Genomic DNA, 21,040 nt, shown 5'->3' on the forward strand with positions numbered 1-21,040 from the left:
ACCAATCGGATCAACATAAAACATATAAGGAGGATTAACTATGACTAATCAATCATTAAAGCTAAACCTTTTATCGCTGCTTTGCTTCGTGCTAGTATTCGCGTTTTACCCAAGCCACACAGTTCATGCGGCGACAAAAACAGTTCCAGCCGGTAATGTCGCAACCCTGCGCAGCTATTTGGCGAGTGCTCAGCCTGGCGACATTATTCAAGTATCAGGAACCTTCAACGTGTCAGATGGCACAATTGCCACATCAATCAGCGGAGCATCAGGCAAATACATCACGATCCGGGGAACTGGAAGCGGCGCAACGTTTAATTTTACCGCATCCGGAGGCAATTCGGTTATTCATATCAAGCATCCTTATTACAAGCTGGAGAACGTGACGATTAATGCCAACTCCAAATCAAACAAAGGGCTTTTAATTGAGGCCTCCCATGGTTACGTGACCGGAGTGACAGTCAAAAATTCGTTGTCAGAAGCTTTTAAGATTAGAAAAAACAGCCAGTATTGGCTCATCTCGAATAGCTCTGCGCAAAATGCGGGACAAAGCGGCAAGTTCGGAGAAGGGTTCTACGTAGGAGATGCGGATCAGAACTGGACGACAAAACCGAATCCGGACAAAAGCGGTTATATCACCTTTCTAAACTGCAGCGCCATAAAAACCAAAAATGACGGCTTTGATTTCAAAGAAGGCACGCATCACATTAAAGTGGTGAGCAGCGTAGTGGATTTTCAAAATACGGTACCCGAATCCACCGTAGGCAACAATGGCATATTCATGCGCGCCAACTATGTTCAAATCATCGACACGACTGTGAAAAACAACAAAGCGACTGGCCAGGCATACCGAACGAGCAAAATGACAGCTTCAGATGGCGTATCGTACGGGAACCATTTAGAGCTTAAAAACGTAACCGCATCCAACCTATCAGGTGCCATGATTTATACGAACTATACCTCAAATAAACTATTTACCGATTATACAATGTCCGGCGTTGCTGGCGGGCTTTATCAATCCGGCTCACAAACAGCAGCATCAGCTAGTCCGTCCACATTCGTCGAGATGACTTGGAGCGGAGAAGGCGGGGGGACATACGGTTCCTAGAACAGCAGGGCAAATAAGATCAGTAGGAAAAGCCTGGGGCAAATGCCTCAGGCTTATTTTCGTTATCGAAACGAAGAGAGCCAAACAAGTCATTCGAGTGTAAAATAAAGGGATATTATATCGGCGAAGGAGTGATAGTTGTGCCGCGAATCACAATTCATGATTTGGATATGTTTTACGAAAAAATGGGCATGGGAGAGGCTGTTATCTTTTTACATAGTGGATATTCGCGCGGAATATTGGCTTTTGCAAGCCAATTATTAGATTTTCAACGAAAGTATACCTGTTACTTACTGGATTTAAGAGGGCATGGACGAACGAGATGCGAGAGCTTAGAGTGGAGCACTCCGCAAATCGCCGAAGATATTTTGCAATTTATGGATCGGTTGAATATTACAAAAGCTCATCTGGTCGGTTACAGCTTGGGAGCAAATGTAGCATTATACGTCGCGATTAATAATCCCGACAAAGTCGCTACCATAACGACGATAGGCACAAGCGGTTTTTGCGATCCAACCGGCGCTGAACAATTTGAACCCGAATGGCTCCTGCAAACGGAGCAAATGGATTTTATTAATCAAATGATTGAAAGGCATGAGGAAGCACATAAAGGAAATTGGCAGCAATATTTGCGGCAAAGCGCGTTAGACTGGACGTTATTTCCTCAGCTAACGAGAGAGCAGCTTGGGCTTATTCGTTGTCCGGCGCTGTTTATTACGGGGGAGCATGATCCGTTCGTGGGGGAAGAAAAGCTCAAACTGCTCGTATCCATTGTAAAAGAATCAAGTTATCTCGTCGTTGCAGGCGGCAGCCACAGACCACATATGATAAGAGAAAATCCGGTTCTGGTAAACGATTCTATACTTGCATTTCTTGACGCAAACCCTATCCGTTAAATGCATCACTTCTACAAAGCAGTTCTTGCCTCGGCCGAGGGAGAGCTGCTTTTGCTATATTCACAAGTAAATTCCCTCCAGCTTGATCAACGTACGTTTTTCCACATCCCCCATAATTATGTTATCTGTCAATCATCTATTGATACTTATGTATCTATTGGTACAATTTTCTATTTGATTATAGAATTGATCTATTATTCAAACTATTTACATTTTGGTATGCTGGGTGTACTTAAAGTTTACAAAACGCATTGGAATTATATGAATTAAATGTGAAGCTACATATTCCCTCAGGTGAAAGCAGGTGAGCGCGATTGGGGCTGCTGCTCGAAGTCGATCGATTACAGGTAGCATTTCGGACCGAACGAGGAGAAATGGTTGCCGTTGACGAGGTGAGTTTTGAACTGGAGCATGGAGAAACGATCGCAATTGTAGGTGAATCGGGCTGCGGGAAAAGCGTGACCTCCCTTTCCATCATGGGCTTGCTTGGCGCAAATAGCTCTATTAGGAAAGGTGAGATCCGCTTCGATGGTTCTCGATTAACCTCATGCACTGAAGCACAGCTTCGCAAGCTGCGGGGCAGCGAAATAGCGATGATTTTTCAGGAGCCAATGACGTCGCTTAATCCCGTCTTCTCGGTCGGCGAACAGATTGAAGAGTCGATCCGGCTTCATTTGGACCTTCCGCGTAAGGAGGCTAAGGCCAAAGCGGTGGATATGTTAAGAAAAGTGGGCATCCCTCGTCCAGAAGCGATCATGAAGGAATACCCGCATGCCTTATCAGGCGGAATGCGACAGCGGGTCATGATTGCAATGGCGCTCGTATGCCAGCCCAAACTGCTTATTGCGGATGAGCCGACGACAGCGCTTGATGTGACGATTCAGGCGCAGATCCTTGAACTTATGAAGCAGCTGCAAGCAGAAAGCGGAGCAGCTATCTTACTTGTCACACATGATTTAGGCGTGGTGGCGGAGATGGCGGACAGAGTTATGGTCATGTACGCAGGGCAAGTAGTTGAATCGGCGGATGTGTTTACGCTATTTCGTGAACCCCAGCACCCGTACACGAAAGGTTTAATGAAGGCGATCCCCCGTCTTGATCAAGACAACAAGAAGCGATTACATGTTATTCCGGGTTCTGTTCCTTCGCTACAGCAGATGCCCGCAGGCTGCCGCTTTCATCCGCGCTGTTCCTATGCAACAGGCCGCTGTCGAGAAGAACAGCCAGATCTAACCAACGCAGGAGCAGGACATCATGTACGCTGTTGGCTTATGGGCGATGCAAAATTAACATTCGTTGACCAAGCAGAAGAGGTTACCCTATGACAGCTATCGAGCCGGTAAATAAGAACGAAAACAAGCAAACGTTATTGCAAGTCGATCGCTTGAAGACGTATTACCCCATTCGCGGCGGATTATTCTTGAATAAGCCGGGTTATGTCAAGGCAGTAGATGATGTCAGCCTCTCCATGTATGAAGGGGAAACCGTTGGTCTGGTCGGTGAATCAGGCTGCGGTAAATCAACGATTGGACGCACCATCGTCCGCTTGGAAAACCCACAGTCAGGGCGCATTTTATTTGACAACGAAGATATTACGCATTACTCGCAGCGACAGCTAAAGACCGTTCGCACCCGAATGCAAATGATCTTTCAGGACCCCTATGCCTCGTTAAATCCGAAGATTCGAGTATTCGATACGCTAGCCGAGCCTTTGATCGCTCATAAGCTAGTGGGGCGGAGCGAGGTGCAGCGCGAGGTAGACAACCTGCTTCAATTGGTAGGGCTGCCCCGTTCTGCCAGCAATCGTTATCCGCATGAATTTTCCGGAGGGCAGCGTCAGCGTATCGGTATTGCTAGAGCTATTTCCTTCCGGCCAAAGCTGATTGTATGCGATGAGCCAGTCTCAGCGCTTGACGTTTCGATCAAAGCGCAGATTCTAGGATTGCTGCAGGATTTACAGGAAGAGCTGAAGCTAACCTATTTGTTTATCGCTCATGGCATCGGTGAAGTGAAGCATATTAGCACTCGTATCGCTGTCATGTACTTGGGAAAAATTGTGGAGCTAGCTCCGACCAACGATTTATTCTGCAAGCCGAAGCACCCGTATACACAATTGCTGCTAAGCGCGTATCCTCAGCCGGACCCGACGCTGCGAAAGCAAAAAAGTGTGATCATTCGCGGCGATGTGCCAAGTCCCGCTCATCCACCGGCCGGCTGCCGTTTTCATACCCGATGTCCTTTTGCGCAGGAGTTATGCATGAAGGCGGAGCCACCGCTTACAGATGACGAACATGCCGTAGCATGTCATTATCCTCTTGCAGATTACGAAGAAGGGCAAAGGTGAGGGCTATGATGGTTCATTACATCGTTCGAAGGCTGCTGATCGCCATTCCCGTTTTTTTAGGCATTACGATATTGAATTTTCTAATCATGAACATGGCTCCAGGCAACCCCGTGGATATGTTAATCAATCCGAACATCCCGAAAGAAATGCTGGAGCTGAAGAAAGAGCTGCTAGGGCTTAATGATCCTCTTTATATTCAGTACGTGAAATGGCTCGGCGGCTTCGTAAAAGGGGAGCTAGGCTATTCGTTTAGCAGCTTCGCGCCTGTATCCGAGCTGATCGGTGAGCGCATCGGTCCAACCTTGCTGCTGGCAGCCTCATCGATGCTGGTCGCGATCTTGATCGCAATTCCCGTTGGGGTGGTCAGCGCCGTTAAACAAAATTCGAAGCTGGATTATATAATGACCGGTTTATCCTTTCTTGGCACGTCGATTCCTCCGTTTTTTCTAGGGTTAGGCTTAATCTATTTGGTCGGTATCCAGCTCAAATGGCTGCCCACAGGCGGGATGTCGACGCTTGGGGGAACAGGTACGGTTAGCGATATCCTCGTACATATGATTCTTCCGGTTCTAGTCTTAGGCGTTACCATCGCAGGCAAGAAGGTTCGATATGTTCGCGCCAGCATGCTTGATGTGCTCCATCAGGATTACTTGCGAACGGCTCGAGCAAAAGGGCTTAGCGAATTTATCGTGACGAATAAGCATGCGCTTCGCAATGCGTTAATTCCGATAATTACCGTTGTCGGTGCGGAAATTCCGTTGCTGCTCGGCGGCAGCATCATAATAGAGCAGGTATTCCAGTGGCCAGGCATTGGGCAATTAACGATGGAGTCGATTCTATCGCGAGATTACCCAACGTTAATGGGGTTAAATATCGTAGCCGCTTGCGTTGTGCTTTCAACCAACTTATTTACGGACATCATTTATTCCTTTGTTGATCCACGCATTAAATATAGCTGATAGGAGGGCGAGACGATGTCCATACCGGAGATTCCTTGGAGAAATGACGTTTTCGCCTCCGGTGTGGGGAATGAGAACGAACAGCCGGCCAGCGAAATCGAGAGTTTTGCCTGGCAGGTGAGGCGCAAGTTTTTTAAGCATAAGCTCGCCGTATGGGGTCTAGTGACAACCTTGCTGCTTCTAATTATCGTGCTCTTGGCACCTTGGCTTGCGCCGCATAATCCCGATGAGATTACCGAGGTGTTCTCCGCCCATCCCTCATTTGCCCATTGGCTGGGTACCGACCAAGTTGGCAGGGACGTGTTAAGCCGGTTGATTTACGGAACAAGGGTATCGTTGATGATTGGATTTTCCACGGTTGCTCTGTATGTGACTTTTGGTGCTTTAATCGGAATGATGGCTGGTTATTATGGAAATTGGCTGGATATGGCGCTTATGCGAATGACCGATATCTTTTTGAGCTTTCCCTATATGATGGTTGTTTTGGTCATTATAAGCGTGCTTGGCGCTAACGTATCAACCATCATCATTGTCCTCGCCTTATTCAAATGGCCAACGATCGCCATGCTAGTCCGCGGTAATGTGCTGTCATTGAAACAGATGGATTTTGTCCGGGCAGGCCTTGCACTCGGATTCAGTACACCGCGGATTTTGCTGAGGCATATTCTTCCGAACACGCTAGCACCCATCATTGTAAATGCAACGTTTGGCGTCGCCAGCACCATTCTTAGCGAAGCCGGCCTTAGCTTTCTTGGCATGGGAGTCAAATCTCCGCAGGCGAGCCTAGGAAATATGCTGTACGATGCGCAGTCCTTAACGGTATTAACGGAACAGCTTTGGTTGTGGGTGCCTGCCGGCTTCGTTATCCTCATTACGGTTCTGGCCATTAATTTTGTAGGCGACGGCCTGCGTGACGCTATGGATGCGAGATCCTAGCAAACGCTCCATCGATATGATTTGTGAATGAATAAATAAGAAAATCGACATTAGGGAGAGAAATCAATGAACAGAATAATTCGATTACAAGAACTTATATGGTTAATGTTATTAATGATTTTCGTATCCGCATGCAGCAGTGCAACCAAAGAGGAAGTTAGTGCAACAGCCGAGCCGACAACCGAGGCGGCGAACGTCAAGGAGACAGCAATTGATGTCACAGCCAAAAAGACGTTATACATCGGAATCGTGAACGCTCCCGTCACTTTAAACCAGATCAATACGCAAGATAATTCGGCGTCGCTCGCCCCGATTAATTTGCTTAATGATTCATTGCTCGATGTTACGGATTCGGCGCAGTTTTTGCCTAAGCTGGCGGAATCCATCGAGACAAAGGATAACCAGACTTTTCAGGTCAAGCTCAAGCCAAATGCCAAATGGAATGACGGAGCTCCTTTTACGACAGCTGATGTGGCATTCACGCTAAAGCTTGCGCTTCACTCCAAAGTCGATACGTCATTCAAGCTTAATTTCATAGAAGGATTAAACGATGCAGGGAAGCTGGAAGAAGGAACAACGGATATTTCCGGCCTGAAAATTATCGATCCCACCACCTTTGAAATCAAAACCAAAACGCCTATAGACCCATTAGTGTTCAATGAACGTTTTGGCGTGAAGGTTAATTTTTTGCCGGAGCACATTTTGAAGGACGCTGATCCGGAGCAGCTGTCTACGAATCCATATTTTCAAAAACCGACGGTAACGATTGGTCCCTATAAATATGCAAATTATGAAAAGGGCCAATATGTCGAAGTAACGAAAAACGAAAATTACTATCTCGACGTACCTAAAATTGACAGTATCTTTATCAAGGTTCTACCGGCCGCTAACCTTGTGGCACAGCTGCAAACGGGGGAAATTCAGATGAACTCCTTGCCGGTCGGCCTTGTCCCGATTACGGATTACGACAAGGTGAAGGGGTTTGAAAATGTAACGGTAACGTCTGCTACCGCTTCTGAGCCGGCTGAAATCTTCTTCAATACCGAGAAGCTCTCTGACAAAAAAATTCGCCAAGCGATCGCGCACGCCTTGAACCGCCCACTCATCGTAGAGCAGCTGTTAAAGGGGCAGGCAGAAATTATAGATGGCGGCGTACCAAGGTCGCATCCCTATTTTAATAAAAACATTAAAAACTATGATTATGATCCGGAAAAAGCGAAGCAGCTGCTAAAAGAAGCTGGCTGGGACTCCAAGCGCAAGCTTGCGTTTTTCATCCCGGTGGGGAATAAGGTTCGCGAGCAGGCAGCGGATATTCTCGTTCAAAACTTAGAAGCAGTAGGCATTAAGGTAGACGTCCAAAAGTTTGATTTCCCGACGTTGATCGATAAAGTGGAGAAAGGCGAGCATGATATTACGATTTTCACAAGAGATTACTATATCGAGCCGAGTCTATATTTTACAACCTATAAAAGCAATGATCCCGAAAGCGTTATTCGCTATAACAATCCGTTGGTGGATGAACTCATCCAAAAAGGGGAGCAAGAAATTATAGAAGCGAAGCGCCACGAAATCTATAACCAATTGCAAGAGGTACTGCATGAAGATGTGCCGACGTTAGCCGTTTATTCCGAGAAGCGTTTGCAGGTCGTATCCAAGAACGTACTTGTTGGCAAACCACTCAATCTGGGTACGTTCAATAATGTAAATCAGTGGGATTTGGCGGCAAAATAGTTGATTAAAGCAGCAATCGTGCTGTTAGCAACCGGTTATAGGGAATTTATTCCTTTATAATATAAAGCTCTCTCAAAAATTATAGGAGGTGTATGGTAAATGGCAGATTTAAATTGCTTGGTTTGCAAGTCGGATATCGATGTGGAGGAACGCGCAACTACGGGTGAAATTGTGGAATGCGGCTCTTGCGGCCAAGAGCATGAAGTGCAGGTAGAAGCCAATCTCGTTTCGATTGCTTTAGCTCCAGAAATTGAAGAAACTTGGGGGGAATAGGCTACGAATATGGAGCAAAATAGCGCTATTTTATTATGTGTAACGAAGCTGCGAGAGGAAGAACAACGGATTATCGATCATCTCAAGGTGTTTGGTATTCGCGTGCAGGTAAATCTTGATTCGATGGAGTTGCCTTTAGGCGGTGGTGAGGTTGAGCCTTTCGGCCTCGCTCTCATCCGTTGCCTATCTCAGAAAAACGCGCTGAATCGCGCCCAACTGCTGGAGTTAGCCGGGCATGAGACGCTGAATTCGGTTAAGGCGATTACGATTTGCACGAATAAAATTCACCAAGCGATCGTGTTTCAAAAGCATGGCATTCCTCAACCTAGGTTTAAAATTGCTTTTACGCCTGAGAAGCTGTACGACGCCATGCGTAATTTTGACGAGCTGTGCGTCATCAAACCGGCGACTTCGTCTTGGGGCAGGGGAATTGCCAGAATTACCGGCAAAGAATGTTTGGACGGCTGGATTGCAGCGCGAGAATCAGTTGATCCTGGGCATCAATCCTTTCCGGTATTGGTGCAACAATTTGTAGAGAAGGGGGACTATGATATACGTGTTGTCATCGTCGGCCGTACGCCCATCGTAGCGTTCCGGCGGGTATCTGCTGATAACTGGAAGACGAATACGCACTTAGGCGCGGAAATCGATCCCATTCCAATAAACGAAGAGATTGCGTCTATTTGCAGACGGCTGACGGAAGTGTTAGGTGAAGGCGTTTATGGCGCAGATCTATTTTATGACTATAAAGAGCAGCGGTATCTCGTTTGTGAAGTGAACCAAAATCCGGAATTCGCTAAGTCGTGGAAAATCCATGGCGTCGATGTGGCCTATCATATCGCAAAATATGTGAGAGAAGTGGTAGAGCTTAAAAACACGGCCAAATACACGGCCAAATACACGGTTATTTCTTAGTAAATAGGGAGGATATATAGGAATGGGAGAAACTTTGACGAAGCCCGAGGTTGCCTTGCAGAAAGAAAACTATTTTCAGCTTTCCTTTGTATTAGCGAGAGTTTTGAACTCCGGCGTCATTATGAGTATCGAAAAAAATGATCATGAGCTAAAGGGGCTGGAGAAGAGCATCGCCAAGCTCACGAAAACCAAATACGTCTCCTTATTTAATAGCTATACAGGAGCGATTCATGGTGCGCTATGGGGACAGGATCTTGGATATGATTCAGCTGCAAGGCTGAATCATCAAAGTGAACAAGAAACAAAATTCGTCCACTGGCTTGGTGTCTCGCTATCGGCCGATCCAAACGTGACGTTAGCGTATGAGACTATTGCCGTAACCTGGGAAAACCTCAATCGCTTGAATCAAATTATGCTTGGGATAAGTGGCCGTGCCCCCGTTGTCGTCCTGGATTTCACGGGGCTTGGCTTTGGACCTGCAGCTGCCATTGCAGCAAATAACGAAAATATTTGGAAAAAGGCTGAGCGTTTGAAAATATTTGGCGCCTTTGATTTGCAAACGATGTGGACGCAGGAAGAGAGTGAGCCGGATTTGCAGCCGGCCGCTCAATTCAACTACAGGCTCAGTCCGCTCGTTGCGGCATGCGTGAAAGTTGCCTTGCTCAGGAGGAATCCATAATGAAAACCGATTTTATCCGCAAGCCGCTTGGGCTGCCATCAGATGATTGGGTCCAAGATCCGTTAGCCTTCGTTGGCGGGCCTGCCATCATCCCAGAGGACGTCAGGAAAACGAATTTCCCGATTATTACGAAGGAAGACGTCGTCCAACTGCTCGTCTCGATCCAGCAGGATGGCGATCAGGTCGTTGATGAGTTCAAGGAGGCGTATCGCAACTATGTAGGTGCCAATTACGCAATTGCTACCGCTAGCGGCACATCGAGCCTGCATCTCGCGCTTGTAGGCGTGGGAGTGCAGCCCGGCGATGAGGTTATCGTGCCTGCATTTACGTTTATTGCAACCGCACAGGCGGTCGTTGCCGCGAAAGCAATCCCGATTTTTGTAGATATCGATCCGGTAACGTATTGCCTCGATCCAATAAAAGCGGAGCAAGCGATTACGAGCAAGACAAAAGCGATTATGCCTGTACATGTGCACGGTTTGCCGGCTGATTTGCCGGTATTAAGACAGCTAGCCGATAAGTATTCGCTGCGGCTCGTGGAGGATGCCTCGCATGCCCATTCCGCCTCTATCCATCAACAATTGGCAGGATCGATCGGAGATAGTGCGGGACAAAGCTTGATGGCGGACAAAAACTTTCCGGTAGGCGGAGAAGGCGGCATCGCTTTTTTCAAAGAGAAGGAGGATTATGAGCGCGCGCTGGCTTTTCTTGCATCCTCGGGTATCGATTACCGAATGTCGTGGATCGCTGCGGCTTTTGGACTCAGTCAGTTGGATCGCCTTCCTTATTACGATGCCATTCGAGCACGGAATGCGGCGTATTTAACAAACGCGTTGTCAGGCACGAAGCTGTTCAGTGGACCATTCGTACCAGAAGGCTATAAGCACAGCTATAACATGTATCGCGTTAAGCTCTCGCCAGAGAAGCTTGGTCTTGGCGATTTGGAGGATTACCGGGTGAAGGATGCCGTTCAGCAGCTCATTAACCATGAAGGGGTTTATGCGCGCGAGTGGCAAAACGTGCCGATTCCAGGCCATCTTCCGTTCAAAAACCGGAAGGGCTTTGGCAATGGTTATCCATTCACGCTGTCTGATCGGCTGGATTTTGGATATGATCTGAGCCATTTCCCTGAGACGCTGAAGATGCTTCGCAATAGCTTGACGATATGCAGAGAGCTAAGAACGCCGGTTGAGTATGAGCGAATTCAAGCCTATGCGCTGGCCTTCAAAAAAATCGATGCGAACCCGCATATTATCCGTGAGCTCGTAGAGCAGGGCGGCGATCTGAAGGTGCTGTATGAAAGGGACGCTAGATTAGGATGAGTATAACGGAGAATGGGAGGAAACGAGTAGCCATATTAGGCGGCAGCGGGTTCACTGGCGCTGAATTATACCGGCTGCTTCGCAAGCACCCTCATTTTGAAGTTGATTTTGTTTCCTCCGAGTCGAAAGCCGGTTTTCCCGTAGATAAGTTCTATATCGGGTCGATTCATAAGAAAAAGCCCGGCTCGTTAAAGTTTAACAAGGCTGCCGAGCTTGATGGTCATTACGATGCGATTTTCTCATGCTTGCCTACAGGCTCCTTGCCTAAGATCATCCAGCATGCGGCGGAGCATACCGATTATATTTTCAACGTAAGCGGAGATTATCGCATAGCCGACACCGATCTATTGAATCGGCATTATCCCGAGACGTTAAAGCATGATTTTGAAGGAGGCTGGCACTACTATATCCCGGAGTTTAGTGAGATCAATTCCGCGGTTAAAGTAGTCAATCTTCCGGGCTGTATGGCAGTTGCGACGCTGTATACGCTCTATCCGCTCGTGGCGCATGACTTAATCGAAGGACGAGTCGTCACCGATGCCAAAACAGGCTCAAGCGGCGGCGGCAAATCGACGACGGAGCATCATGCGGAACGCTCCCATAACTTTAGAGCCTACAAGGTTCACGGGCATCGGCATAAGCCGGAGGTGGAGCATGCGTTGACGTACCACTTGGATCGCTCGGTGAATCTGCAGTTTTCAGTCTTCAGTCTTGATCTTCCAAGAGGAATCATGGCAACTTCATATTCATTGCTAAAGGAGCATGTTACGGACGTAGACGTGAAAAAAGCATTTTACAGCGCCTATGCATCCAAGCCGTTTCTCCATTACTTCAATTCAGGCAGCGGTTCGCCCATGATCAAAACGGTGGTCGGAACCAATTATGCCGAAATTGGCGCTTATGTAGAGGGACGAAACTGCGTATCCATTGCAACCATCGATAATTTGATAAAAGGGGCGGCAGGGCAGGCGATCCAAGCAGCCAATCTCTATTTCGGCTTCCCCGAGGAGGCAGGATTGCAATTCGAATTTGAAGGGGCGTGGCCTTGATGAGTAAAAGCAGCCTCTATGTCGTCAAGCTCGGGAGCAGCACGATTGTAAATCACCCCTCAATTTTCGCAGAGATCAATCGCATCGCAAAACGCGGAAACCAGGTGCTGCTTGTGGCAGGCGGGGCAGAAGCGATCAAGCAGAAATATGATTCGATACAGCGGGAAATGCCTTTTCTGACTTTGCCATCAGGCGATGAGGTACGCTACTGTTCGCCCGAGGAGATGCCATTTATTCGTGCAGCTTATCATGAGTTCATCTTAACGACGATCCATACGCAATTAAAAAAACATGGCCTTTCCGTATACGCACAGCTTGGCGGCGACCAAGGGCTTGTCTATGGACAGAAAGCGAAGCCGCTTAAGGCCATCATAGACCAGAAAACGGTCATCGTACGTGATTCCTTGTTTGGGCATTTCATAGGCAGTCACAAGGCGTTTTTGAAATCCGCTTTGGCTGCGTTCGATGTCGTATGCCTGACGCCGCCGATATTCGATCCAGAGCTTGACGCGTATATCAACATCGATGCGGATGTACTTGCAGCTCACTTAGCCGTTGATTTAGAAGCGCATCATTTGCGGTTCGTTACCGGAACTGCTGGTTTGCTGGAAGATATCCGCGATCCGTTTTCAACGATTCCAAATGTCTATAACGATGATGAATTAAGCTCTGTCCAAGGACGTATGAAGCAAAAGGTGAGAGCCGCAAAACTAGCGATCCGCGAAGGCGTCTGCGATGTGTTCATATCCGGCCCGCATACGCTGGAAGAGGCAAGCAAGACTTGGTTCTGGAACGTCGACCGGGAGCTGGGCGAGCTCGATTTGCTGAATAAGGTCGCCCGTATTCCTTCGGTTTCACAAGATGAGCATGAGCTTGCGCATTACTTATTAGAAACAATTAAATATCCATCGGTCGCCGGAAAAATTGACGAGGCAGGCAATATCGCATTCCAAAAAGGAAACGGGCCAAATAAGCTGCTGCTTCTCGGACATATCGATACGGTTCCTCATGTATGGCCGGTTCGGACGGATTCTAACGGTATCACTGGCAGAGGCATCGTGGATGCCAAAGGCTGCTTCGTTAATTTTATCCACATGCTGCAAGAGGTTGATGTGCCTGAGCATGCCACTCTGCTTGTCATCGGAGCGGTTGAGGAAGAAATCTCATCTTCTAAAGGCGCACACTATATTCGGGACCATTATGAAGCGGATGCCGTCATTATTGGGGAACCAAGCGGAGAAGAGAGCTTAACGCTCGGATACTATGGCCTGTTCAAGCTGCAAATTACGATTTACCGCGCACAGGAGCATACGGCAGCCAAAGATACGATCAGTGTGATCGACGAGCTGTATAACGTGGTGGCGGACATCCGTCACCTTGTACGGGATGTAGATCCGCAATCCTTATCCTCTCTGATCGATATCCAGCATCGGAATGAGCAAGGATTTTTAACGGTAAAAGGCACGCTTAATTTCAGAATATCCCCAGCGGCAGGCAATGATTATACGGGCAAAATCGACCTTGCATTTGGCGAAGGCGTGACTGTCGAAGTATTGCGTGCGACACCGGGCTTTGCCAATTCACGCTCAGACACCTTAGTTAAAGCCTTTGTTCGAAGCTTCGCTAAGCAGGGGAAATCGATTCGCTATATCAAAAAACGCGGAACGAGCGACATGAACACGCTCGCCACAACATGGCATTCCGTCCCGATGGTTGCCTACGGCCCCGGAGACTCCAGCCTGGACCATACCAATGAAGAGTATCTGCACAATGATGAGGTGGAGTCAACGAGAACGATTTTGAAGGAAGCGATAACAGAGTGGTTTCGGCTACGAACGGAGGAGTAGATGGAGCAGACGATACCTATCCAAAGAGAGCATGACGATGAGATTTCATCCCTTATCGAAAGAGCCAATGAAGCGAGAAAACTAATTATCGACATGGCGGCTACCTCTACAGGCTGCCATATCGGAGGAAGCCTATCAGCTATCGATCTATTGATCGGCGCATATGCCAAGTATGGCCAAGATCCGAATACAGCCATCATTCTTAGCAAGGGACATGCGGCAGCTGCTCTGTACGCCGCATTGCATGTGTACGGAATCATATCGGATAACCCAGCGGAGAGCTATGGACAGAGCGGTTCTTTGTTTACGGGCCATCCCAACCACAAGCTCCCGGGTATCCCGTTCGCAACAGGGAGCTTGGGACATGGCATTCCTTACGCAGCCGGCTGGGCATTAGCTCAGAAAATGAAGCGTACGAATGGCTTAGGCATCGTAGTTGGCGGGGATGGGGAGCTGCAGGAAGGCTTATGCTGGGAAACCGCACAGATTGTGCAGGCGCAGTCCATCACCAATTTTGTCTATATCGTTGATTGCAACGGTGGGCAAAACGATGGATACATTGAGGATATTTCGCCCATCCGCAATCTCCGTCAACGGTTTGAAGCGTTTGGATTCACCGTAAGAGAGATTGACGGACATCGATTCGAAGAAATTGTTGCTGCCATTGAACCTGATCATGACAGGCCGGTTGTCATTCTAGCAAGCACGATCAAAGGAAAGGGTGTCCCCGCGATTGAAGGAAATCCAGATGCCCATTATGCGAAAATACCCGCAAAGCTTGCCCACAAATGGAAGGTGAGCCTAGCATGACAAAGTCAGGGAGAGACGCATATAAAGACGAGCTCGCTAAGCTCGCTGCAAGCAATAGCCAAATTGTTTGTATTGAAGCTGATTTAGGCGGCAAAAATCACCCGTTTGGGCAGCAGCATCCTGATCGTTTTTTCAACTTAGGCATTGCTGAGCTAGCCGGCATTGATATGGCAGCAGGACTTGCTGAAGCCGGTTATGTCCCGTTCTTCTCGACCTTTGCTGCCTTCGCAGCCTTGCGTGCTTCCGAGAGCGTCAAGCTGACGATGGGGTATATGGGCAAAAACGTGAAGGTCGTGGCTGCATACGGAGGTGTTTCCGGCGGATGGTTTGGCACGACACATCATGCGCTTGAGGATATCGCGGTTATCCAATCGTTTCAAAACATTCGAATCGCTTGTCCTCATGGCGAGCAGGAAACAAGGAAGGTCATTCAAGAGGCCGCCGCATCCGAGGAGCCGTATTATATTCGGCTCTCTAGGAATGATGCTTTTGAGAGTCTGTACCGCGATGAAGACGCAAGCTGCCGAGACATGCTTGTGCATGGCACGAAGCCGGCTGGCGGATCAAAGTTATGCTTAATTTCGGTTGGCGAGCAAGCGACCGAGTTATGCAAGCAGATCATCCAAGAAGACGATTCTATTGTTCATGCGCATTTATGTTATGTCGATATCCAAAGCTTGCAATCGTATGCCGGGCAATTGCGCGTTTTGTCCGATCGTTTGCTTGTTGTGGAGGAGCATCGCGCTACCGGAAGCACAGCGTCCTATCTAGCGCTTTTATTGCCAACGCATCAGGTATATGCGCATCATTGCGGTGAAGAATGGCCGATCTATGGCGGAACGCATGCTGAGGTACTGGACTATTTAGGGTTTGGAATAGAACCGTTAAAACAACAAATTCTGACGATCGCAGGAGGTAGCGATGTTTTTTCGAGTTCTAAAACCTAAAAACTTCCGCCATTATTTTATTGCCGATATCGTCTCCGGTTTTGGCGTTGGTATGAGCACGATTGGCGCCAACTGGTACCTAATGGATCAGACAAATTCGATTACCTCGATTGGGTTTATGCTTTCCTTAAACGTAATTGCAGGCTTCCTTATCTCCGCTTTTGTCGGCACCTTAATTGATAAGTGGAACCGGAAGTCGATTATTTTATGGGCGAATGCGATACGGGCGGCAGCGCTGCTGCTTATTACGGGCGCTTTTTTATGGACGGGTTTTCGCATCGAGTATCTTTATGCGTTTGCCGTTATTAACGGTATGGGATGGACCTTGTATATGTCCGCTTCTCGGAGCCTTGTTCAAGAGATTATTCCGGAGGAGGACCTCATTCATGGCAACTCCGTAATCGAGATCAGCTTGCAGGTCGGCATGTTTATGGCTGGAGCGCTCTCGGGCATGTTGTACAAATACGTTGGATTTGAGATTATTTTGCTGCTGAACGCGCTCGCCTTTATCGCAAGCAGTCTCTTCCTTCGCCGGATCGAATATACGCCAATCCCCGTCGAGAACGAGGAGGAGACCTTCTACGGCACGTTTAAAAATGGCATTCGCTATTTGGCGGAACGGCCTTCCATTTTCTTATTGGGCGTAGTATCGATTATCCCGCTCGTTTGCACGATGGTCTACAACGTGGTTCTCCCAGGCTATGTAAGCACTGCTGTAAAAGGAGACTCCGTCGTTTTTGGATTATCGGATATGTTTTACGGGATTGGAGGGCTGTTGTCCGGCTTTATTGCGGCACCCTTGGCGAGGAAAATCTCACAAAACGGAACGATTCTATTGTTTTTCCTAGTATCCGTATTGAACCTGCTGGCAGTTGCTTTTAATTCCACCATTCTATTGTTGTATTTCGGCAGCGTATTGATCGGCTTAACGAACTCTTCGCTGCGAATTTTAATGACAACAACGTTGATGGAATCAGTCTCGAAATCCTACATGGGACGCGCGACTTCGGTGTGGATGGCGATTTCGCTGCTCTTGCAAACCGTATCCGCCACAGGGCTTGGCGTTTTCATTGACCGTTATTCGCCGGGTGTGGGCTTTATCTGCATGAGCGGTTTGATGGCGGCTGGATTGGTCGTCTATTACGTGCTAAATAATCGATTATCCGAGAAAAAAGCGCTGGAAGCACAAGTATGAATCCATGCCAATCATTAAGGAGGAAAAAGATATGACTACAATCAAAACGGTCGCTTTTGTGGAACCCAGCTTCTATGGCGTTAGTTTCGCTAGAGTCGCTTATGAGCAAGGACATAAAGTCATTTCCATCGTCTCTTCCACGGAAAACCCGCAGAAATATGGCTATGAAGGCATCTACCATGAACTGATTGTTGCTGACATTCGAGATGAAGAGTCGCTTTATGAGGCGATCGTTCATTCCGGGTATGCGGATCAACTGGATGCGCTAATTCCGGCAACGGATTATGCGTCCCATCTAACGGCCAAGGTAGCGGAGCGGCTTGGGCTTCGAGGGGTGCCTTACGAGGCTGCCCTGAGATCGAGAAATAAAGATTTGGCACGGGTTGCCTATGCAGAGCATCATGTGCCAAGCGCAAAATTCAAAAAAATACGAACCTACGAAGAAGCGGCAGCTGCTGCGGAAGAAATCGGGTATCCCGTAGTGCTAAAACCAACCAATTGCGCAAGCAGTCAAAATGTATACTTCATCAACGATGAAGCGGAGCTGCAATACGCGATGGATATTATCGTGGCGTTCAAAGTGACGTATATGGATTTTAAAGTCCGCGAAGAGTATTTAATCGAGGAATATTTGGATGGGCCGGAGTTTAGTGTCGAGCTGTTCGTAAAAGAGGGCGAGCCGATTTTTTCAGCCGTCACGGAGAAGATTACGTCACCGCTTCCTTATTTTGTAGAGATTGCTCATACACTGCCTACTTCGGTGCATACGGACCGTCAGGATGAAATCGTTCAGACGGCCGTTGCTGCGTTAAAAGCGATTGGAATAACGGATGGCCCCAGTCATGTGGAGGTTAAGCTATCAAGCACGGGACCACGCATTATTGAGGTGAACGGACGGCCTGGCGGCGATAATATTTCCTCGGATTTATTGGTGCAGGCATTTGGGATCGATATTTTTGAAGCGACTGTGAACTACTACTTGGACAATCCGATTCATATTCAGAAAAAGCGGCATCGAGCAGCCTCGATTGCTTATATCACCGCGGATCGAGACGGAATTTTCGATGGAATAGAAGGTTTAGATGGTTTGGAGCAGCATGCGAATGTAGTTCGTACACACTTTGCGGCATCTGCCGGAGACGCCGTTTCGGTAGCAAAAAGCTCGGATGATCGTTTAGGCTATATCATTACCGTTGGCGATACCCCTCAAGAGGCGAAAGAGCTTGCTCTGTCGCTAGCAGGGAGCTTGAAGGTGACCTATCAAGCGCAGGAGGTTGGGTTAGCGAAAGCTTAGTATATACGAATTTGTAATGTGTCAGCAGGGAAGCGGGTATGTTGTATAAGGCAAGGGAAGTTAGAAGCTAGCAAAAGGAGAGGGACAGACGGATGGGGATCGCAGTCATTTATGGAAGCTCGCGCAAAAATGGTAATGCGGAGCAGTTAGCTAATCTTTTGGTGGATGGGTTTGAGACAGATAAAATTCATTTGTCTGACTATCGCATTGACCCTATCACAGACTATCGTCATTCCGAGAAGGGACCCTATCCAGAGGATGACTATCATCAAGTGATAGAACGCGTGCTCGCGCAGGATGTTCTCGTGTTTGCAACACCGATCTATTGGTATGGCGCATCCGGGCTGACCAAGACGTTCATTGATCGTTGGTCACAATCCTTGCGAGAGAATAAGGCAGATTTTCTAGCGAATTTCGCGACAAAAACAGCCTACGTCATTGGCATTGGCGATGATGAACCTCATTTGAAAGGAATTCCGCTCGTTCAGCAATTCCAATATATTTTTGATTATACGGGCACAAGCTTTGCTGGCTATATATTAGGCAGAGGCAATCAGCCGGGTGATATTTTGCAGGATACGGTTTCCTTGGCAACGGTTGAGGAAATACGGAAGAAATGGCGCTCTTGAGCTTTCAACTAGCATAATAAAACGCCAAACGAGCGGTTAGAATCACTTCTAAGGCTCGTTTGGCGTATTTTGGTTTGTCCATAGGAAGAAGTATCCTCAAACCTTACCGTCTGCGTACAATTAACAGGAAAAGCTCCAGCTAATTTCACTCGTGAGAAGTTTAATAGACCACTCAGCTGGAAAAGCTCCCGCTAGTTGAGCTCGTTATGATTTCCAATATTTCTCAATAATTGCATCGCGTCCTGAATAAACTCTTGATTCTTTATAAAATTCCGGGTTTTTGCGGTGATAGTTCTGGTGGTACTCTTCAGCCGGGTAAAACACCTGTGCTTCCTCAATCTCAGTCGCAATAGGCTTGTCAAACCGGCCGCTCTTGCCGAGCTCCTCTTTAGACTTTTGAGCAAGCTGGAGTTGTTCCTCATTATGATAAAAAATTGCCGCACGGTACTGGCTCTTGCGATCATTGCCTTGCCCAACAGCATCCGTAGGATCGATCTGCGGCCAATAAAGCTCTAACAGCTTTTCGTAAGGGAAGATGGTGGAGTCAAACGTAATTTGCACCACTTCCAAATGTCCCGTTTCCCCCGTTAATACTTGCTCGTAAGTTGGATTCTCCAGCGTTCCGCCCATATAACCGTACAAAATGCCGTGAATGCCTGGCTGTTCCTCAAAAGGGCTTACCATGCACCAAAAACAGCCACCGGCAAACGTTGCTTTTTGTATCATTTTATTACCTCATTTCATGGAATTCATTTATTATAGCATGTTGTGTAATTGAACTAGCTAGTTCCTGCAGCTTTTTTACGATTTTTGCTTCGTAATCTCCAACTAGCGGAATCGCTTCCGTAGCATACTGCGCAAGCTCATCATGATGCCCAATCATAATCGCTTGCTGGGCATTCTTGAACATCGTTATATCGTTTGTATCGTTGCCAAAAGCGATAAACTGCTTTTCTTCTACGCCTAGCTTTTGCAGAGCGCTCCACTTATGAATGTTCTGCGGACTAATGTCTATCACATTTTCATTGCGATGTCTGTGAACAACTACGCCAAGACTCGAGAGCTCTTGCTCCAACACTTCCGAATCGTTCGCCGTAAGGATGAGTATCTTAACAATGGACAAGAGGGACTCGGCATCCACACGGTTGGCAAGGTTTGAGGTGTCGACATTTTTTAGAATAGGATGATCTAATGCGCCGGTATACGCATAGTCCCAATGACTATCAATCAGATAAGTCGCTTGATGTTCTTCTATATGCTTTAGAAGCACATTTTTTAGATCCTCGCTAAATGTTTCTATGTGCGTAATACTGCCTTCTTTAGAAACGAGTGAACCATTGCCCCCAATCAGGGAGAAGCGGTGAAAACGTTCATGAAGCACCGGAAGCATATCCCGGATAGGACGAGCAGAAGCAAAAATAACTTCATGCCCAGCATGTGCCAGATCTTCTAAGCAGCTTAGAATCGTCTCCGAGACAGGCTGTCCTTTAAAACAAATCGTACCTTCTAAATCGAATACAAAAATCATATGACATTCCTTTCTCTTTAAATGAATTCAATCTTGTTTTGATATAAATAGATATAACTAGATTAAATTAGTTTACTGCAAAAGTACAAGTTTATTTAGCGTTGATCAGCTGATTTTTACGTCACTATTTCTGACATATGAATATGGACATTCAGCCAAAATTCAAGCAATAAAGATATCTGATTTAACTGTGATCATGAAAGTGAATTGCTCGATTATATTTACAATCCCTGTTGTGTAAGGGGTTTTTGGATCTGATGTGCAGCTTCCAGAACGAAATGGGGCCAATTAACGATTGACAGAAATGGATTGCGCCATTATTATAAAGTCATATTCGTGTTATGAAACATAACATTAACTCTTGTATAAGCTCATTAATCGGTTTGAGCGTCTCGACCAGGCAACCGTAATTGCCCCAGGCTACAAGAGGCCGCATGAGTCGAAGTATCCTTGTTTTCGCTGCCGCTACGGTTTCGAAGGCTGAAGGATAATTTCACAATGCGCCTCTTAAGCCTGGGTTTTTTGCGTTTCAATGGCAGGATGGGAAGTAAGTTGTTGCAAACAGCAAGCCCAAATAA

The 21,040-nt window shown here is 47.3% G+C and carries 20 protein-coding genes and 1 riboswitch; of the genes, 18 read left to right on the top strand and 2 right to left on the bottom strand.

Going from position 1 to position 21,040, the window contains the following annotated elements:
* Positions 1-40: 40 nt before the first annotated feature.
* The 18 genes from ADU23_RS23485 to ADU23_RS23570 all read left to right on the top strand — a co-directional run bounded on the left by ADU23_RS23485 (position 41) and on the right by ADU23_RS23570 (position 18,934).
* Positions 41-1,108: a hypothetical protein gene (locus ADU23_RS23485; RefSeq protein WP_053375963.1), complete on the top strand. Its 1,068-nt coding sequence runs from the start codon at positions 41-43 to the stop codon at positions 1,106-1,108.
* Between the two features lie 140 nt (positions 1,109-1,248).
* Positions 1,249-2,004, top strand: coding sequence for an alpha/beta fold hydrolase (locus tag ADU23_RS32320; RefSeq protein WP_231637518.1), 756 nt, complete (start codon positions 1,249-1,251; stop codon positions 2,002-2,004).
* 314 nt (positions 2,005-2,318) lie between these two features.
* Positions 2,319-3,329, top strand: coding sequence for an ABC transporter ATP-binding protein (locus tag ADU23_RS23495; protein WP_157265923.1), 1,011 nt, complete (start codon positions 2,319-2,321; stop codon positions 3,327-3,329).
* Positions 3,326-4,348 (top strand): ABC transporter ATP-binding protein, encoded by a 1,023-nt coding sequence (locus ADU23_RS23500; RefSeq protein ID WP_053375964.1) that lies wholly within the window; start codon positions 3,326-3,328, stop codon positions 4,346-4,348. The genes ADU23_RS23495 and ADU23_RS23500 overlap by 4 nt, the downstream gene beginning before the upstream one ends.
* Before the next feature lie 8 nt (positions 4,349-4,356).
* A complete protein-coding gene (locus tag ADU23_RS23505) occupies positions 4,357-5,307 on the top strand; it encodes an ABC transporter permease (RefSeq protein WP_053375965.1) in 951 nt (316 codons plus the stop codon).
* Positions 5,308-5,322: 15 nt separating this feature from the next.
* Positions 5,323-6,243, top strand: a complete 921-nt coding sequence (opp4C, locus tag ADU23_RS23510; protein WP_053375966.1) for an oligopeptide ABC transporter permease — start codon at positions 5,323-5,325, stop codon at positions 6,241-6,243.
* A 66-nt stretch (positions 6,244-6,309) separates the two neighbouring features.
* Positions 6,310-7,974 carry an ABC transporter substrate-binding protein gene (locus tag ADU23_RS23515; RefSeq protein WP_053375967.1) on the top strand — a complete coding sequence of 555 codons (1,665 nt, stop codon included), beginning with the start codon at positions 6,310-6,312 and terminating at the stop codon, positions 7,972-7,974.
* A gap of 99 nt (positions 7,975-8,073) precedes the next feature.
* Entirely contained in the window at positions 8,074-8,247 is a 174-nt protein-coding gene (locus tag ADU23_RS23520) for a lysine biosynthesis protein LysW (protein WP_053375968.1), read from the top strand.
* A gap of 9 nt (positions 8,248-8,256) precedes the next feature.
* Complete coding sequence (locus ADU23_RS23525) at positions 8,257-9,162, top strand: RimK family alpha-L-glutamate ligase (RefSeq protein ID WP_053375969.1); 906 nt, start codon at positions 8,257-8,259, stop codon at positions 9,160-9,162.
* A 22-nt stretch (positions 9,163-9,184) separates the two neighbouring features.
* Positions 9,185-9,841 carry a hypothetical protein gene (locus tag ADU23_RS23530; RefSeq protein WP_053375970.1) on the top strand — a complete coding sequence of 219 codons (657 nt, stop codon included), beginning with the start codon at positions 9,185-9,187 and terminating at the stop codon, positions 9,839-9,841.
* Entirely contained in the window at positions 9,841-11,163 is a 1,323-nt protein-coding gene (locus ADU23_RS23535) for a DegT/DnrJ/EryC1/StrS aminotransferase family protein (RefSeq protein ID WP_053375971.1), read from the top strand. Before ADU23_RS23530 ends, ADU23_RS23535 begins: the two co-directional genes overlap by 1 nt.
* The gene (gene argC, locus ADU23_RS23540; protein ID WP_053375972.1) at positions 11,160-12,212 is read left to right on the top strand and encodes an N-acetyl-gamma-glutamyl-phosphate reductase; all 1,053 of its coding nucleotides are present in this window, start codon (positions 11,160-11,162) and stop codon (positions 12,210-12,212) included. Before ADU23_RS23535 ends, argC begins: the two co-directional genes overlap by 4 nt.
* Entirely contained in the window at positions 12,212-14,059 is a 1,848-nt protein-coding gene (locus ADU23_RS23545) for a M20/M25/M40 family metallo-hydrolase (protein ID WP_053375973.1), read from the top strand. The genes argC and ADU23_RS23545 overlap by 1 nt, the downstream gene beginning before the upstream one ends.
* Entirely contained in the window at positions 14,060-14,869 is an 810-nt protein-coding gene (locus ADU23_RS23550; protein ID WP_053375974.1) for a 1-deoxy-D-xylulose-5-phosphate synthase N-terminal domain-containing protein, read from the top strand.
* Positions 14,866-15,816: a transketolase gene (locus ADU23_RS23555; RefSeq protein ID WP_053375975.1), complete on the top strand. Its 951-nt coding sequence runs from the start codon at positions 14,866-14,868 to the stop codon at positions 15,814-15,816. The genes ADU23_RS23550 and ADU23_RS23555 overlap by 4 nt, the downstream gene beginning before the upstream one ends.
* Entirely contained in the window at positions 15,791-17,011 is a 1,221-nt protein-coding gene (locus ADU23_RS23560) for an MFS transporter (RefSeq protein ID WP_053375976.1), read from the top strand. The genes ADU23_RS23555 and ADU23_RS23560 overlap by 26 nt, the downstream gene beginning before the upstream one ends.
* 31 nt (positions 17,012-17,042) lie before the next feature.
* Positions 17,043-18,305 carry an ATP-grasp domain-containing protein gene (locus tag ADU23_RS23565; protein WP_053375977.1) on the top strand — a complete coding sequence of 421 codons (1,263 nt, stop codon included), beginning with the start codon at positions 17,043-17,045 and terminating at the stop codon, positions 18,303-18,305.
* A 92-nt stretch (positions 18,306-18,397) separates the two neighbouring features.
* Positions 18,398-18,934, top strand: a complete 537-nt coding sequence (locus ADU23_RS23570; protein WP_053375978.1) for a flavodoxin family protein — start codon at positions 18,398-18,400, stop codon at positions 18,932-18,934.
* Between the two features lie 204 nt (positions 18,935-19,138).
* Here the strand turns inward: ADU23_RS23570 and msrA are convergent, their stop codons facing one another.
* Together msrA and ADU23_RS23580 are read right to left on the bottom strand one after the other, a co-directional pair.
* Complete coding sequence (msrA, locus tag ADU23_RS23575; RefSeq protein ID WP_053377799.1) at positions 19,139-19,657, bottom strand: peptide-methionine (S)-S-oxide reductase MsrA; 519 nt, start codon at positions 19,655-19,657, stop codon at positions 19,139-19,141.
* Positions 19,658-19,664: 7 nt separating this feature from the next.
* Complete coding sequence (locus ADU23_RS23580; RefSeq protein ID WP_053375979.1) at positions 19,665-20,462, bottom strand: HAD family hydrolase; 798 nt, start codon at positions 20,460-20,462, stop codon at positions 19,665-19,667.
* Positions 20,463-20,803: 341 nt separating this feature from the next.
* Positions 20,804-20,905: riboswitch (purine riboswitch) on the top strand.
* Positions 20,906-21,040 lie beyond the last annotated feature (135 nt).

The sequence above is a fragment of the Paenibacillus sp. FJAT-27812 genome (assembly GCF_001273905.1).
Lineage (GTDB): Bacteria > Bacillota > Bacilli > Paenibacillales > Paenibacillaceae > Pristimantibacillus.

Excerpts from the sequence above, each read along its gene's own strand:
- ADU23_RS23565 (WP_053375977.1), top strand. The coding sequence starts at position 17,043 with ATGACTACAATCAAAACGGTCGCTTTTGTGGAACCCAGCTTCTATGGC.
- ADU23_RS23580 (WP_053375979.1), bottom strand. The coding sequence starts at position 20,462 with ATGATTTTTGTATTCGATTTAGAAGGTACGATTTGTTTTAAAGGACAG.
- ADU23_RS23525 (WP_053375969.1), top strand. The coding sequence starts at position 8,257 with ATGGAGCAAAATAGCGCTATTTTATTATGTGTAACGAAGCTGCGAGAG.
- ADU23_RS23520 (WP_053375968.1), top strand. The coding sequence starts at position 8,074 with ATGGCAGATTTAAATTGCTTGGTTTGCAAGTCGGATATCGATGTGGAG.
- ADU23_RS23500 (WP_053375964.1), top strand. The coding sequence starts at position 3,326 with ATGACAGCTATCGAGCCGGTAAATAAGAACGAAAACAAGCAAACGTTA.
- ADU23_RS23535 (WP_053375971.1), top strand. The coding sequence starts at position 9,841 with ATGAAAACCGATTTTATCCGCAAGCCGCTTGGGCTGCCATCAGATGAT.
- ADU23_RS23545 (WP_053375973.1), top strand. The coding sequence starts at position 12,212 with ATGAGTAAAAGCAGCCTCTATGTCGTCAAGCTCGGGAGCAGCACGATT.
- argC (WP_053375972.1), top strand. The coding sequence starts at position 11,160 with ATGAGTATAACGGAGAATGGGAGGAAACGAGTAGCCATATTAGGCGGC.
- ADU23_RS23485 (WP_053375963.1), top strand. The coding sequence starts at position 41 with ATGACTAATCAATCATTAAAGCTAAACCTTTTATCGCTGCTTTGCTTC.
- opp4C (WP_053375966.1), top strand. The coding sequence starts at position 5,323 with ATGTCCATACCGGAGATTCCTTGGAGAAATGACGTTTTCGCCTCCGGT.
- ADU23_RS23515 (WP_053375967.1), top strand. The coding sequence starts at position 6,310 with ATGAACAGAATAATTCGATTACAAGAACTTATATGGTTAATGTTATTA.
- ADU23_RS23505 (WP_053375965.1), top strand. The coding sequence starts at position 4,357 with ATGGTTCATTACATCGTTCGAAGGCTGCTGATCGCCATTCCCGTTTTT.
- ADU23_RS23560 (WP_053375976.1), top strand. The coding sequence starts at position 15,791 with ATGTTTTTTCGAGTTCTAAAACCTAAAAACTTCCGCCATTATTTTATT.
- ADU23_RS23550 (WP_053375974.1), top strand. The coding sequence starts at position 14,060 with ATGGAGCAGACGATACCTATCCAAAGAGAGCATGACGATGAGATTTCA.
- ADU23_RS23570 (WP_053375978.1), top strand. The coding sequence starts at position 18,398 with ATGGGGATCGCAGTCATTTATGGAAGCTCGCGCAAAAATGGTAATGCG.
- ADU23_RS23555 (WP_053375975.1), top strand. The coding sequence starts at position 14,866 with ATGACAAAGTCAGGGAGAGACGCATATAAAGACGAGCTCGCTAAGCTC.
- ADU23_RS23530 (WP_053375970.1), top strand. The coding sequence starts at position 9,185 with ATGGGAGAAACTTTGACGAAGCCCGAGGTTGCCTTGCAGAAAGAAAAC.